General features: G+C 60.9%; 11 protein-coding genes. 6 read left to right on the top strand and 5 right to left on the bottom strand.

Features of this window, described 5'->3' with window-relative positions:
* The first annotated feature begins 42 nt into the window (after positions 1–42).
* Both ACP26L_RS02410 and ACP26L_RS02405 read left to right on the top strand, forming a co-directional pair.
* Complete coding sequence (locus tag ACP26L_RS02410) at positions 43–912, top strand: ParA family protein (protein ID WP_426450914.1); 870 nt, start codon at positions 43–45, stop codon at positions 910–912.
* Positions 881–1,543, top strand: coding sequence for a hypothetical protein (locus ACP26L_RS02405; protein WP_426450912.1), 663 nt, complete (start codon positions 881–883; stop codon positions 1,541–1,543). Before ACP26L_RS02410 ends, ACP26L_RS02405 begins: the two co-directional genes overlap by 32 nt.
* Positions 1,544–1,716: 173 nt before the next feature.
* On the opposite strand, the gene ACP26L_RS02400 is transcribed toward ACP26L_RS02405, so the two are convergent.
* A complete protein-coding gene (locus ACP26L_RS02400) occupies positions 1,717–2,391 on the bottom strand; it encodes a GNAT family N-acetyltransferase (RefSeq protein WP_426450911.1) in 675 nt (224 codons plus the stop codon).
* Positions 2,392–2,642: 251 nt separating this feature from the next.
* Here ACP26L_RS02400 and ACP26L_RS02395 point away from each other — a divergent pair, with 251 nt between their 5' ends.
* The 3 genes from ACP26L_RS02395 (at position 2,643) to ACP26L_RS02385 (ending at position 6,047) form a co-directional block, all read left to right on the top strand.
* Entirely contained in the window at positions 2,643–3,320 is a 678-nt protein-coding gene (locus tag ACP26L_RS02395; protein ID WP_426450910.1) for an NAD(P)H-dependent oxidoreductase, read from the top strand.
* Positions 3,321–3,729: 409 nt separating this feature from the next.
* On the top strand, positions 3,730–5,052 hold the full coding sequence (locus ACP26L_RS02390; RefSeq protein ID WP_426450909.1) for a phytoene desaturase family protein: 1,323 nt from the start codon (positions 3,730–3,732) through the stop codon (positions 5,050–5,052).
* Positions 5,053–5,135: 83 nt separating this feature from the next.
* On the top strand, positions 5,136–6,047 hold the full coding sequence (locus tag ACP26L_RS02385) for an RNA polymerase sigma-70 factor (protein ID WP_426450908.1): 912 nt from the start codon (positions 5,136–5,138) through the stop codon (positions 6,045–6,047).
* 251 nt (positions 6,048–6,298) lie between these two features.
* Here ACP26L_RS02385 and ACP26L_RS02380 read toward each other — a convergent pair whose 3' ends face one another.
* From ACP26L_RS02380 to ACP26L_RS02365, 4 genes are all read right to left on the bottom strand, one after another.
* Positions 6,299–7,336, bottom strand: coding sequence for a leucine-rich repeat domain-containing protein (locus tag ACP26L_RS02380; protein ID WP_426450907.1), 1,038 nt, complete (start codon positions 7,334–7,336; stop codon positions 6,299–6,301).
* On the bottom strand, positions 7,308–8,393 hold the full coding sequence (locus tag ACP26L_RS02375) for a DUF1835 domain-containing protein (RefSeq protein ID WP_426450905.1): 1,086 nt from the start codon (positions 8,391–8,393) through the stop codon (positions 7,308–7,310). Before ACP26L_RS02375 ends, ACP26L_RS02380 begins: the two co-directional genes overlap by 29 nt.
* Positions 8,394–8,592: 199 nt before the next feature.
* A complete protein-coding gene (locus ACP26L_RS02370; protein WP_426450904.1) occupies positions 8,593–9,894 on the bottom strand; it encodes a hypothetical protein in 1,302 nt (433 codons plus the stop codon).
* 302 nt (positions 9,895–10,196) lie between these two features.
* Positions 10,197–11,390 (bottom strand): right-handed parallel beta-helix repeat-containing protein, encoded by a 1,194-nt coding sequence (locus ACP26L_RS02365; RefSeq protein ID WP_426454789.1) that lies wholly within the window; start codon positions 11,388–11,390, stop codon positions 10,197–10,199.
* 495 nt (positions 11,391–11,885) lie between these two features.
* Here ACP26L_RS02365 and ACP26L_RS02360 point away from each other — a divergent pair, with 495 nt between their 5' ends.
* Positions 11,886–13,310, top strand: coding sequence for a hypothetical protein (locus tag ACP26L_RS02360; protein WP_426450903.1), 1,425 nt, complete (start codon positions 11,886–11,888; stop codon positions 13,308–13,310).
* Positions 13,311–13,369: the final 59 nt, after the last annotated feature.

The raw sequence follows: 13,369 nt of genomic DNA, 5'->3' as shown, positions 1-13,369 counted from the left end.
GTTTCCATCATTTTCCCCCAGGATCTCCGGCCCTGTGATACAATGGAATCAAATTTGTTTCTTTGCAGGAGCTCAGAGAGTAAGCGGGGAGAGACCATGGGGAATGTCATTGCCGTATGTATGAATAAGGGAGGGGTGGGCAAAACGACGCTCGTCACCCACCTCGCGGCGGTTCTGGCGTCGGGAGCCGATCCCGCCAGAGTGCTTATTATCGATATCGACCCGCAGGGCAATGCGGCGGTGGTCTTCGGGCGGGACCCGGACCGCCTGGAGCTCGGGTCTACCGCCGACGTGCTGCTGCACGGCACGCCGCTTGCCGACATCACTGTGCCGGTCAGCGATCATCTCGATCTTGCGCCCGCTTCGGACGGGCTTAACGGGTTCGAGGTCCACGTGCTCGGGCAGCCCGGCCGGTACGCAAGGCCGCTGCATCTGTTGAAGGAAGCTCTCGGCCGGGTAAAGAAGGAGTATGATTGGATCCTGATCGACTGCCCGCCCTCGCTGGGACTGCTGACAGCCAATGCGGTGAAAGCGGCCGACGGCGTGCTCGTGCCCTTCGTGCCGGAGGCCTTCTCCGTCAAAGGGCTGCAGCGCGTCGTCCAAGCCATCGAGGGGCTGCGGGATGAGGGCTCCTCCTCCCCGCGGATTGTAGGCGTCGCCGCGACGATGGTGGATTCACGGTCCACGCTGCATGGGGAGCTGCTCGCCTCTGCGCGAGCTTACTGCGAGGCCCAGGGCTTCCCCCTGCTCGAGACCGTAATCCCCCGGTCCATCCGCTATGCGAACGCGGCTGCCTATGAGGGCCGGCCGGCTGTATGGTCGGACCGGTCCCATCCGGCGGTCGCACCTTATTTTGAGTTAACCAAGGAGGTTCTTGCCCATGCCGTCCCGAAAAAAAGAACTGCTCGTTAGCTTCGACCCGCCCGCCGCATCCGATGCTTCCGGCGGGGACACTGCTCCGGCGGCCGAAAGCCCGGCACCGCCGGCGAAGCGGACCGCCGCTGCCCGCCAGCGCCGCAGCGCTTCGGTGCTGGCGTCGGAAGCGGTCGCCCGGGCGGTAGCCGCTTCGGAGGAGCCGGCGGAAGCCGCTCTGCTGGCCGCCGCTGCCGGCATCCATGCCGCGCCCGATGCTGAGCCGTCCGCAGCCGGCGTCTCCGCCCCGGAGGCGCCCGAAACAGCCGGTCCGGACGATGCGCCGGACGGTACGGATGCGCCTGAGGCGCAGCGTGCGGCCTTGGCCGTCGCCGCTTCGGAGGCGCCCGCTGAGACGGCCGCGCTGATCGCCTCGGCCGGCGGAGCAGAGGCCGCTGCGGAGACGGTGCTGCAGGTGCTCGAGACCCGGCTCAAGAAGAAGGAGCGCAAGGAGACGCACGAGAAGGACCGCGTCTACCTCCGCAAAGATCTTCGGGAGCGTCTCGAAGCGCTGGCCGAAACCCGCGGCAAAGGCTTCAAGACGCTGCTGCTGAACTACGGACTCGAGAAGGCCCTCGATGAGCTGGAGGAGGCCGAAGCCCGGCGCCGGAGCGGGTCGGAGGAGGAGTAGCCTGTCCGCCGTCGGCATACGTCCGCTGGGTGCCATGCTCTTCCATTGCGCCGGCAGCGGAAGGAAGCCGTGAATCCCATAACGCCAGCCCAAAAAGCCTCAGGACCTAAGGCGGAACCCGCCTTTGCCGCCCTGAGGCTTTTTTTCTCCGTACATAAGAGTCAGATCGAGGGTCAGATCGCCTTCAATTCCACGCGTTCACGGCCCTTCAAGCCTTCCACCATCGTGTACCAGGCCTGCGGCTTCTGGGGCAGCACGGCATAATACCGCTCGAGGAAGGTGCTCACGAGCTCCGCAGAGACATCCGTCTGCTTCGGGTCTGCGATCGGCATGAAGCAGAGGTCCAGTCCGTGGACCGCCTCGCCGTCATTATGCCAGGACGGGTGAACATAGTCGAAGTCGAGCTTGCGGTATCCCAGGTGGGCAAGCACTTCGCGGCGGACGAAGGGATTCATCGCCTTCACCCCGCCGAACTCCAGCTGCTCCGACAGATAGGGATTGTAGATCTCCGCGAACATGCCCTGAAGTGTTCCGCCGCCCGCCGCCACAACCTCACGCAGATCCTCCATCCGCTGACCGGCCAGGAACGGGCCGACCCCGAGGGCATCCCGTCCGATGATCGTGAAATCGGTCATCGCCACGCCGAGATCCTCATAATAACGGTACTCCGTGGCGCCTACGACTTCCCCATCCAGCACAGCGACGAATACCCGAATGCCCGGGTCCTGGAGCGGCTCGGCCCACAGATCGTACTCCAGCACCTCCTCGGGCGGGAATACCCGGCCCATCAGCTCGTGCATGGCACGAAAATAGTTGTCGTTGATATCGGTAATCCGATGATACTGCATACAGAAATCCCCCTTAGTCCGGTTATCGCCCTGCACAGTTTTTCCATATGGGTCCGGGCCTATTATACCACAGCCCCCGGCAGGTGTTGGAATGCCCTGAAGAGGCACTGCCGACTGACTCCCAACCCTTCCCAAAAAAGACACTTGACAGGAAGTAAAACTGTAACTATTATAGTTACAAAAGGGCATCAACCTCCGCTTTCTTCATACATAGTCATGCCTTTACTCTGCCTATGGGAAGGGATGATCCAATGACAACCCAAGCTGATTTGAAACATGAGATTCTGAAAGCTTACCAGTTCCGCCACGCCTGCAAGGAATTCGATGCCGCACGCCAGATCCCGGACGAAGATTTCGAATTCGTTCTCGAAACCGGCCGCCTGTCGCCTAGCTCCTTCGGCTTCGAACCCTGGAAATTCGTTGTCGTCCAGAGCCCTGAGCTCCGTGCCAAGCTGCTGCCGGTGTCCTGGGGGGCACAGGGACAGCTTCCGACAGCAAGCCACTTCGTACTGCTGCTAAGCCGTACCAAAAAGGATCTGCTCGCAGGCTCCGCATACCTGCAGAACCTGATGGAGAACGTACATCACATGCCGGATAACGTTGTCGAGATGCTGAGCAGCTTCTATAAGAACTTCCAGGAGAACACCTCCAAGCTCCTCGATGATGACCGCTATCTGCAGGATTGGGCGGGGAAGCAGGCTTATATCGCCCTCGGCAACATGCTGACGGCAGCCGCCCAGATCGGCATTGACTCCTGCCCGATCGAAGGCTTCGATCCCGAAGGTGCCAGCAAGATCCTCGAGGAAGAGGGCATTCTGGAGAACGGCCGCTATGCCCTGACCGTCATGGCCGCCTTCGGCTATCGCAAGAACGAGCCCCGTCCGAAGACTCGTCAAAGCCTGGACAGCGTCGTCCAGTGGATCCGCTGAGGAGCAGCCGCAGCCGATGGGAATATAGAACTGCCGGTACCTGGAATGAGGCTCCGGGAAGACCGTCCGTAAGAGGAAGAGGCATCACCCGAATTCCGGGTGAATGCCTCTTTGTTATGAGCGGGAGTCCGTCGCGCGATGGAGTCTGCCTCACTATCGCTGACCCACCTTCATCTTGGCGGCTGCTCCGGCCGGTTCACGGGGCACCCGGATCTATTTTTCGAACGCTTTCTTCCGCCGATCTTTCGAGCCGAAGCCGCGTTCTGCAATTATAAAATCTCGCCTACCCGTCCATATCTTGGGCCCCTGCTGCATATCCATGAGCTAAGATAAAACATTCCCCGTGTGTGTCACAGAAGTATCCCCCTCCCCGTCATATGAGGCAGAACGGATATTCACACACGAAGGGATGAGAGCAATGAACCGCATGGACAGGAATACGTATGAAACAGCTGTAATCGGAGGCGGTTTGGCAGGTCTGCTGGCCGCAGTGAAGCTGGCCAAAGCAGGGCAAAAGGTGGTGCTCCTCGAGCAGTCGCCACGGCTCGGTGGACGCGCGATGACGGTGGAGCGCAGCGGCGCACTGTTCAACCTTGGCGGCCACGCACTGTACCGAGAGGGGGAGGCTTATGCCATGCTGAAGGAGCTTGGACTGCAGCTGCCCGGCGGCTCTCCTCCGGCCAGCGGCTTCGGCATCTGGCAGGGGCGGGTCGTACCGCTTCCCGGTGATCCCCTGAAGCTTCTCTCTTCGCGGCTGCTGTCCTGGTCCGGCAAGATGGAATTTGGGCGTCTGATGCTGGGGCTCTCCAAAACCGATACCGCTTCCCTGCCCCGCATCTCCCTGCGGGAGTGGGCGGAACGGGAGGTACGCGATCCCATGGTGCGCCATATCTTCTACGCACTGTGCCGCACGTCGACTTACTCCCGGGATATCGATCATCAGCCGGCCGGTCCCGTGCTGCTGCAGCTGCAGCGTTCCTTGAAAGGCGGCGTACTGTATCTCGACGGAGGCTGGCAGACGATCGTCGACCAGCTGCGGGAGCTGGCCGTCAAGGCCGGCGCTGCCATAGCCGAAGGGCAGGCGGCGGAAGAGATCCTGCACGATGACGGACAGGTGAGCGGCATCCGGCTGAAGGGCGGGGAGACGCTTCGGGTATCCGCTGTCCTTGCGGCTGTATCCCCGGCCTCCCTGTTCCATCTCGTTCGCGGAGCGGAGGAGACGGTCCTTCGGCGCTGGAAGGATGAGGCCCGGCCGGTGAAGGCCGCCTGCCTCGATCTGGCCCTGAAGCGGCTGCCTTCACCCGGACTCCATTTTGCCCTCGGCCTCGATCAGCCCGTCTTCTTCACCCATCATTCCAGGGTGGCAAAATTAAGCAGGAATGGTACACTGGTTGTACACTTGATTCAATACGGCGGCGGGGACAGCGATCCCCAGGCGGACGAAAAGCTGCTCGAGCAGACGATGAGCCTCCTTCATCCCGGCTGGCAGGGCGAAACCGCGGCCCGACAGTTCCTGCCGAGCATAACTGTCGTTCACAATGCCGTGCACCTCGGGCACAGCGGCCCTTATCCGGGCCCCGAGGTGCACGGGCTCGCCGGGCTGTATGCCGCCGGCGACTGGGCCAGCCACGGGGAGATGCTCGCCGATGCGGCGGCGGCCAGCGCAGGTCGGGCTGTCCGTAAGCTGCTTCAGGACAACAGGCCGGGCGTGCGGCTTGAGGCCCTCGCCTAGGCACAGCGAAGCTCATCAATCACTGCCGCGGAATACCGGTCATGTCAGCAGAAATCCGGCTCGATCCGGGAAAGGGGTTTGTCATGGAAAACGGCATTGTGGCCGAACAGGCGTATACGACATATAAACCGCTCTTGTTCTCCCTGGCCTACCGTATGCTCGGGAGCGTGATGGATGCGGAGGACATCGTACAGGATGCTTTCCTGTCACTCGATGCGGCCGGACCCGAACCGATCCGCAACCTGAAAGCCTACCTGTGCCGGGTCGTGACCAACCGCTGCATCGACCGGCTCCGCTCGGCCCAGAAGCAGCGCGAGGTGTATGTGGGCCCCTGGCTGCCTGAGCCCCTGCTCAACGACAGAGATTCCTCGGGCAATCCGCCCGAGCAGTATATGCTGCAGGAATCCGTGTCGACGGCTTACCTGCTGCTGCTCCAGCAGCTCTCCTCTACGGAGCGGGCTGTGTTCCTGCTCCGCGAGGTGCTGCTCTATGACTATGAGGAGATTGCTTCCATCGTCGGCAAAAGCCAGGCTAACTGCCGGCAGATCTTCCACCGCGCGAAGCGCAGCATCGGCAGCTCCGCCCCGGACGATGGCCGCGGCACGGTTTGCCTTGCCGCCCTCCGACCTGCGGGAGGACAGGAGGCCAGGCAGCTGATCGAGGGCTTCCTGACGGCCCTCGCCGCCGGCGACGTGCCGAGGCTGCTGTCGTCGCTCTCGGCCGATGCCTCCTTGTTCTCGGACGGAGGGGGCCGGGTTACGGCGGCCGTCCGGCCGATTCTCGGGGCGGACCGGATCATCCGCTTCCTCGCCGGGCTGCTTGAGAAGTCGCCTCCCGGCTTCTCGTACCGGCCGGCCCTTGTGGGCGGCGGCCCCGGCCTCGTGACCTACATCCAAGGGGAGCCATCCTCGGTCATGTCCTTCGAGGTGGCCGGCGGGCGGATCCGGGCGATCTATATCGTCGTCAACCCGGAGAAGCTGCAGCATGTGCGGTAGCCGGAGAGATCTGCGGCTTCGCCTCCGTCATGCTTATTCCTGCATGGCAGCGGGGTATTGCAAAGAGAGCAGGCCGGACGGCCTGCTCTCTTTGCAATACAGTTACAGTCGAACTCCTTGGTGCTCGGCCCTCTGGCCCCACTCCCGGATGAACCGCTCCGGCTCATCGTGGGAAAGGCAGATCGCTGTCACATCGGCTCTCTTTTCTCGATAGGGATACTCGTCTTGATCTTCTGCTTCAGCCCAGGGCCTCACTCCCCGAACAGATTGCCCTCAAACGAGGTATGCACCAGATTCGGCAGCTGGCTCAGGAGCTCATGCGGCACCGCCTCCAGCTTGTTGCGGCTGAGATCGAGCACCCGGAGGTTCTTCAGCTTCGCCAGCTCGGGGGGGACCCGCCTTAGACCGGTGGCATTGATGCGCAGAATCTCGAGCTTCGACAGCTCCCCCATCTCCGGCGGCAGCAAGCTGAGCGTCACCTCGTCGATGCCGATCAGCTTCCCCGCCTGGTGGGGACGGTCGTAGCTGCAGCAGTAGACTGAGAGCTGAACGAGGTTCTCCAGCCGGCCGATCTCCCCCGGAATTTCTTCGAGATCGGCGGTGTAGACGGTCAGGCTCTCCAGATTCCGCAGCTCGAATAAGGCCGGAGGCAGCTGCCGGATGTCCTGCTCGAAGAGCTGCAGCTCCCGCAGTGTCGTGATTCTCGTCAGCTTCCCGGGGACTTCCTGCAGTCCCCAGCCCATCAGCTCCAGCTTCTCCGCCCCGTGACGCAGGGCATCCTCCAGGAAAGCATCCAGTTCCCGGTTGAATTCCCCTACCACGAACACCCCCGGGATCTCCTCGGCCAGTGCCCTGCCCTCGTCTTCGGAGAGCCGGATATAGAGCATCTCTTCGTGCGCGACGTTGATCAGCCAATCCTGCTCCTCCGCGTCCCAGAAGCTGAGATCCTCCGGCAGATCGGGGTGCTGCCAGGCATGCATCGAGGAGGCGGCCTTCTTGAGCACTTCCGCCGCCTCAGGACAGCAGCGGTAGACATACACCGTCCCCTCCATGCTGTAGCCGATGTTATTTCGCTGCCGGATTTCGCCCATGGGGCAGGTCCGGACCAGGTACGGCTGCAGTCTGCGCAGCAGTGCCCCAGCCCGGCCGCCTCCTGGAACCGGCGCTTCTGCCGCCCCGAGCTCCCGGTCGGCCAACGCGAACAGCGCCGCCCGCTCCACGGCATAGTCGATCAGCTTCCTATAGGCATCTCCCTTGGGGTCATTGTATATTTTCAGCATCTTCTTCATCGTCACCGGTCCCCCCTTGCTGTTCCAAACCCGTGAGCGGCTGTTTCATTCTTACATCATAATACCGCATACCCCGGGGCACTCCATGGATCTCCAACACACCCTGATAGATCAAGTGCCTAAGCCGGTATTCGACGTAGGCATCGCCGATGTCCTGCTCCAGATGGCCGATCACCTCACCGACCACCCGAGCGGACCTGATCCACTCCTGGTTCCCGCGATCCCTGTGGATATGCTCTACCGCGGCGGTTAGTACACTGTCATAGTAGTCCTCTCGCACCTCCGTGATCCGCCCGTCCTGCCAGATCCGCAGCGCCGTCTTCCGCCCGGAAAGCTCCAGCCATTCGGACTCCAGCCTCTGTCTCTCCTGGGGCGACAGCCTCCGGCTGCAAGTCTGCGCTTCCCAGATGCGCCCGATCTCCTCAGGATTGATCTCTCCGGTCCGCCTCCCGTTCCGCGGGTCAGAATGGTACAGGGCAGCATAGGCTGCGCTCGTATCCATTACGGAGACCGGGTTTTCCTTGCCCCGGAGCAGATGCAGCGCGAAGCGAAGCCCCGCCTGTTCATGCGCATCGAAGCCCACCCAGATCGTGACCGGCAGCCCCTCGGGTATGGCCTCCAGCCGGTCCTTCATTTCTCGGAAGCGCTCCTCGCCCCGGAACAGATATTCATCCCCGTCATCCAAGTTGATATGAAGCATACACCACTGCCGCCGCTCCTCACGCCCCTCTTGCTCCTCCAGCTTCCATAGGGGACCGACCGAGAACGGCAGTGCGTCACGGAGCACCAGCACCCGGTGCTCCGTCTCCTCTCCCGCAGGCGCGCGGAACGTCAGCTTCAGCGAACCTCCCGCCGAATCTCCAAGTGCAATATGCACCTGCCGGATAGTCCCATAGCCGACTGCCGGGCGCCGCTTCGCCATCTCCAGCAGAGACCGCTTCAAGCTCTCATGCGTCTCCGGAGAATAACCATCGTGAGCGAACAGAAGTGACAGCATCGATTTCGCATCCTGCTCCGATAAGTCACGAATGACCTGCCGCAGTGCTTCCGGATTCATATCCTCTCACCTCACTAATAAATGATTGCATTGGAAAGAGACCGCTGCACTCTGTCTGCACGGTCTCTACGTTGTTATCGACGGGAACCGCCGACGCTTCTGCCGGAACCCCAATCACTGATGATACATGCCTGATTGCGATTCCCTTTTTATAGTTATCGCTTCTTTATCATAAGGCGTTCCTTACGCCGGTGCAACCTCAGGCCGGTTTCGTCCCCTGCAGGGCCGGTGCGGCAGGCCGCTGCTCCAGGCGCTTCAGCCACAGCCAGATGACAAGCAGCTCCAGCGGGGCCGCGATAGCCGTCACCAGTCCGGCGAGCAGCCCGTTCAGCCCCGGCATGGTGTAGACCAGCAGAATGAGCAGTGCCAGGGAGAGTCCGACGGAGACCATTTTGCTGGCCATGATCGCCTTCGTTCGGCCGAGCATCATGCACTTGCCTGCCACAAAGTCGATCCACGGGAAGATCAGCGCCTGCACGGACAGGAAGAGCAGCAGGTGCCGCACTTCGGCCAGCAGTGGGCCGTGCAGTCCGAGCAGCCCTTCGAGCAGCGGTCTGCCCAGCGGTGACGATATGCCGAGGAGCAGAGACGGGGAGAGGATGGAGAGACCGGTGACGACGAGAAGCACGTTCCGGCGCTCATTCTCGTAGAACTGGAGCACAATCTGGTGAACCGACGCACAGAACCAGGCCACCATATTCGCAAGCTGAATCGCCACGGCATAAGCGGCTACTGCCAGCGTCGGGTCCGAGCTCATATTCAGCGCGGCCTGGATCGAAGGGTTGAGCAGCACGAGGACCATCGACGAATACAGCAGCGGAAGATAGAACGGCAGCAGCAGCCCCACCTTCCCCACGCTCTGCTCTTCCCTTGAGGGGGGCAGAGCCTTCCGCAGGGCCAGGCCCTCCCACACGGCGACAATGCATTCGATGATGAGGCCCACTACGAAGATCCAAGCTCCGATCCGGCCGTCGTTCGTCATCCCCTCGCGGATAAAGTACCAGGACATGGCGAACATGACCGCCACGCGGACCGCCATGCCTAACGTCATCCACCCGGTGCGCAGCTGATTGATGATGACGCCTTGGAATAAGCTGCGCAGAGCCGTGAACACATACATGAACGCCAGCACCTGATAGACGCCGACGGTCGGCCCGACCAGGGACTCTTTGACGCCGAACACGTACCGGAACAGGAGCTCTCCGGCCGGCGTCCAGCCGATCGCGGCGCTGATGGCGACCAGCGTTCCCGAGACGATGGCGGTCAGACGGGCGACGGACCGGAAGGAGACCCGGTCGCGCGAATATTTGCTGGAGGTCTGGCGGATGATGTTCATCGGCAGATCGATCAGGAAGGACAGGCTGAGCGCTACGGCGTACGAGGAGATCGTCACGTCGGGATTCGCGGAACGGGCCAGCACGCCGTTGATGATCACATGGGTCAAGGCGGCGAGCAGGGCTGAGGTTCCCATCGGTACGTAGAACAAGATGATCCGGAGCATGGCTTTTTCCCCTCTTCTAAGACGGCATAAGTCAAAACATCTCTGGCAGCGGCATATAGGGCAAAGACGAGAACTTCCGATTCGTTTTACTCATTATACCAGAGAATGTTCACGTGTTCCGAAACAATTTATTCCAAATGAGTAGGCCATCTGCGCCCAACTTCTCCGCCTCTTCCTGATCCCACCCTCCGGCCTTTCGCAGCATGCAAAAGAGCGCCTGAATACCAGGCGCCATGTGTTCATGTTCCGCTGCCTCTTATGCCGCTTATGGCCGCTTATGCTGATCCGACCCAGATTCCCGCTTAGCGGATATACCCGATGTCCGTGCCGCTTGGTGTTCCGGCTCCCTTGAGATCGCTGCTGTCAGCCAGCTTGAGGAAGCTGCCGAGGTTCGGCGAGCCGTCCGCATTGCGGGAGACCGCCGGCGTCAGGGAGACGAAGTCGGCGTCGCTGGCCGCAAGGCCCTTGGCGTTCACCGTCTTTTTGTCCTTCCACCACACGTTCGTGCTCGACACATCCGTGCCGCTTGTCTTGTCGCTCGATCCGCCTTTGTACGACAGGTTGTTCGTGAAGACGTGCGTGCCGACATCGAAGGCAAAGTTGCTCTGCCCGTTACTCCAGGACGTGTTGTTCTTGAACTGGATGGATCCCGGGTTGCTGTTGTACGTGAAGCCGTGCTTCTTGTTCTGGTACGCGACCGAATTCTGCACAATATGGTTCACGGCGATCTTCTCGCCGCCAAGCTTGAAGCCGTTGCCGTCACTGCTGGTTGTGGAGGTGCCGTCCGATGTTTGGCCGTTGTGATGGGCCACACTGTTACGGATGGTTACCGGGGAGATCGCCCCTGTATCCGTCTTCGTATAGAGATCCCAGCCGTCATCCACATTGTAGGCAGCGATGCAGCCGTCGAACACATTGCCCGGTCCGACCGTCAGCTTGGCGGCGAATCCGTCCGCATCCTCACCGTTATCCGGGTCGAAGTTGTCATGGGAGTACGAATTGATAACTTCATTATAGCTCGGCCACTCGCTCTTCGCGGCGGTCGAAGCATACCGGCCGAGCTGGATGCCTGTGTCGCGGTTATGATGCGCCTCGACGTTCTCGAGACGGTTGTAATTGCCGGCAATATAGATGCCGTTGTCGCCGGCGCCCTTGACTTCCAGCCCCTTCACGAGCCAATAGTGGCCGTTGATCTGCAGGCCGCGGTTCGCGGAGTCGAACGTCTGGCCGGAGAAATCAAGCACGGGCTTCTCCGTGCCGTAAGCCACGATAGCTTTGCGGGCGCCGGAAGCGCCGCTGTTCGTGCGGTCGATCGTCACCGTGGAGCTGAAGCTGTAGGTGCCGCCGCGCAGATAGATGGTGCCCCCCGAAGCCACCTTGGTGAGTGCCGCGGCCAGTGTGGTCGGCGCGCTCAGCGTGCCGGGGTTGCTTGCCGAGCCGTTCGGTGCGGCATAGATCGGCTCGGGAGCGGCGGCGGCCGGTGCGGCAGCCAGCATGGAGACCGCCAGGGCGGAAGACAGCAGAAGCGCTGCAGGTTTGTTCATGCGTCCTTTTTTCACGTTAATGATTCCTCCTTAGGATTTTCATTCTAAATGATAGAGTGCCTGGAGTTCTGTCCTCTCCCAGGTGATTCCGTTCATCTGTTCACTCGTGCTTGAAGATGAAGTGAAGGATCCTCTCCTTTCGGCCCATTCCCCGGCTGAAGGTGCTGCCCATCCGGGTGTAGCCCCATTATCAGGGAGCGGCACCATAACGGCAATAATCCGGACATTGGGTTTTAGGAACTTTTGGCAGAAGTGCATAATGCTTTCTTTCTTCATATCCCCTTCCAATTGCCGACCGCCCCAACAAGTTAAAATCAGCGCATTGCTGTAATTCGACCCCGGTGCTACGCTTGGTTGCATCTGGGAAAGGAGGAGTGCGCACTACTGACAGCGGCTATTCTGCAGTAACAGCAATGCCAATCCAAATGAACATGGGAGGAACTTCATATGAAAAGCAAACGCTTACTGAAAGTGCTCACAACCGCAGCGCTCATGGTGTCCGCCATGCCCCTGATGAGTGCGAATGCCGCCGATCCGGCCCTCGCGCCTTACAACCTGACCGGCTTCTCGGCCGGCAACACGGGAGGCGGAAGCATCTCGGAAACCGACACGGCCCGGTACAAGAAGGTTTACACTGCGGCTGATCTTGCCGCCGCGCTGAAGAAAGGGTCCGGTGTCAAGGTCATCGAGATCATGAACGACTTGAACCTGGGCTGGAACGAGATTCCCGCTGCTGCACAGGTTTCCCCATTTGCCGCTCATAATGCGCCGCTGACCCATCCTGTACTCAAAACGACCGGCGTGAGCAAAATCAACGTCGACAGCTTCAACGGATTGACCATCTTCTCCGCGAACGGTGCCAAGATCAAGCATGCCGCCTTCACCTTCAAACGCAGCTCCAATGTCATCATCCGCAACCTGGAGTTCGATGAGCTGTGGGAATGGGACGAATCCACCAAAGGCGACTATGACAAGAATGACTGGGACTATGTCACGCTGGAGGAAGACAGCAAGGTATGGATCGACCACTGCACGTTCAACAAGGCGTATGACGGACTTGTGGATGTCAAGAAGGGCAGCAGCGGCGTGACGATCTCCTGGTCCACCTTCAAGGGGGATGACGGCAGCTCGGGCAGCTGGGTCCGCAAGCAGATCGATGCGCTCGAAGCGAATCCCTCCGCTTACCCGATGTACGCCTACCTGCGCAGCAGCGCGATCGGCCTGACAAAGGAAGATATCATCGCCGTCGCTTCGTCCCAGAAGAAGGGCCATCTCGTGGGTTCCACCGAATTCGACTCCACGAATCCGAATCTGCAGGTGACTCTGCACCATAACTATTACAAGGACATCCAGGACCGGATGCCCCGTCTGCGCGGCGGCAACGCCCATGCCTACAATATTGTGATGGACAGCGCCGCCGCCTATGCCGCCAAAAAGAAAATCACCACCGCGATGGAGACTGTGCTGAAGTCCAAGGGCTACAAGTTCGGCGTGACGAGCAACGGCGCTATCTCCACGGAAGGCGGAGCTGTCCTCGTCGAGAAATCGCAGATCATCGACGTGGCCAGCCCGGTGCGCAATAACCAGACGGATCCTGCGGACAGCAGCTACACGGGCAAAATCCGGGTGCTCGACACGCTCTACTCGCTGAACGGAACTTCGTTCCGCGGGAGCAGCGATACTTCCGGCTCCCCGCTTGCCCCTGTGCCTGCACCGGTAGTTGCTTTCTCTTGGAACGGCTTCTCCTCGCTGCCATACAGCTACACGGCGGAGGATCCTTCTACCCTGAAAGCCAGGCTGACGGCATCGAACGGCTCCGGGGCAGGCAAGCTCGTCTGGTCGAAGGACAACTGGCTGAAGACAAGCTATTAGGCAGGACGCAGGGGCAAGCCCTGCCGTTCGCAGCCATTCACCAGCCGGCACGGAGGCAG

Origin of the sequence: Paenibacillus sp. S-38 (assembly GCF_049942825.1) — a bacterium.
Taxonomy (GTDB): Bacteria; Bacillota; Bacilli; order Paenibacillales; family NBRC-103111; genus Paenibacillus_G.
Note: the sequence above shows the minus strand (reverse complement) of the source record. Positions and strands in the feature narration are given on the sequence as shown.

What these genes read in the sequence shown, in the direction of transcription:
- ACP26L_RS02410 (WP_426450914.1), top strand. Translation starts at nt 43, where the DNA reads ATGGAATCAAATTTGTTTCTTTGCAGGAGCTCAGAGAGTAAGCGGGGA.
- ACP26L_RS02395 (WP_426450910.1), top strand. Translation starts at nt 2,643, where the DNA reads ATGACAACCCAAGCTGATTTGAAACATGAGATTCTGAAAGCTTACCAG.
- ACP26L_RS02370 (WP_426450904.1), bottom strand. Translation starts at nt 9,894, where the DNA reads ATGCTCCGGATCATCTTGTTCTACGTACCGATGGGAACCTCAGCCCTG.
- ACP26L_RS02405 (WP_426450912.1), top strand. Translation starts at nt 881, where the DNA reads ATGCCGTCCCGAAAAAAAGAACTGCTCGTTAGCTTCGACCCGCCCGCC.
- ACP26L_RS02385 (WP_426450908.1), top strand. Translation starts at nt 5,136, where the DNA reads ATGGAAAACGGCATTGTGGCCGAACAGGCGTATACGACATATAAACCG.
- ACP26L_RS02375 (WP_426450905.1), bottom strand. Translation starts at nt 8,393, where the DNA reads ATGAATCCGGAAGCACTGCGGCAGGTCATTCGTGACTTATCGGAGCAG.
- ACP26L_RS02360 (WP_426450903.1), top strand. Translation starts at nt 11,886, where the DNA reads ATGAAAAGCAAACGCTTACTGAAAGTGCTCACAACCGCAGCGCTCATG.
- ACP26L_RS02380 (WP_426450907.1), bottom strand. Translation starts at nt 7,336, where the DNA reads ATGAAGAAGATGCTGAAAATATACAATGACCCCAAGGGAGATGCCTAT.
- ACP26L_RS02390 (WP_426450909.1), top strand. Translation starts at nt 3,730, where the DNA reads ATGAGAGCAATGAACCGCATGGACAGGAATACGTATGAAACAGCTGTA.
- ACP26L_RS02400 (WP_426450911.1), bottom strand. Translation starts at nt 2,391, where the DNA reads ATGCAGTATCATCGGATTACCGATATCAACGACAACTATTTTCGTGCC.
- ACP26L_RS02365 (WP_426454789.1), bottom strand. Translation starts at nt 11,390, where the DNA reads ATGCTGGCTGCCGCACCGGCCGCCGCCGCTCCCGAGCCGATCTATGCC.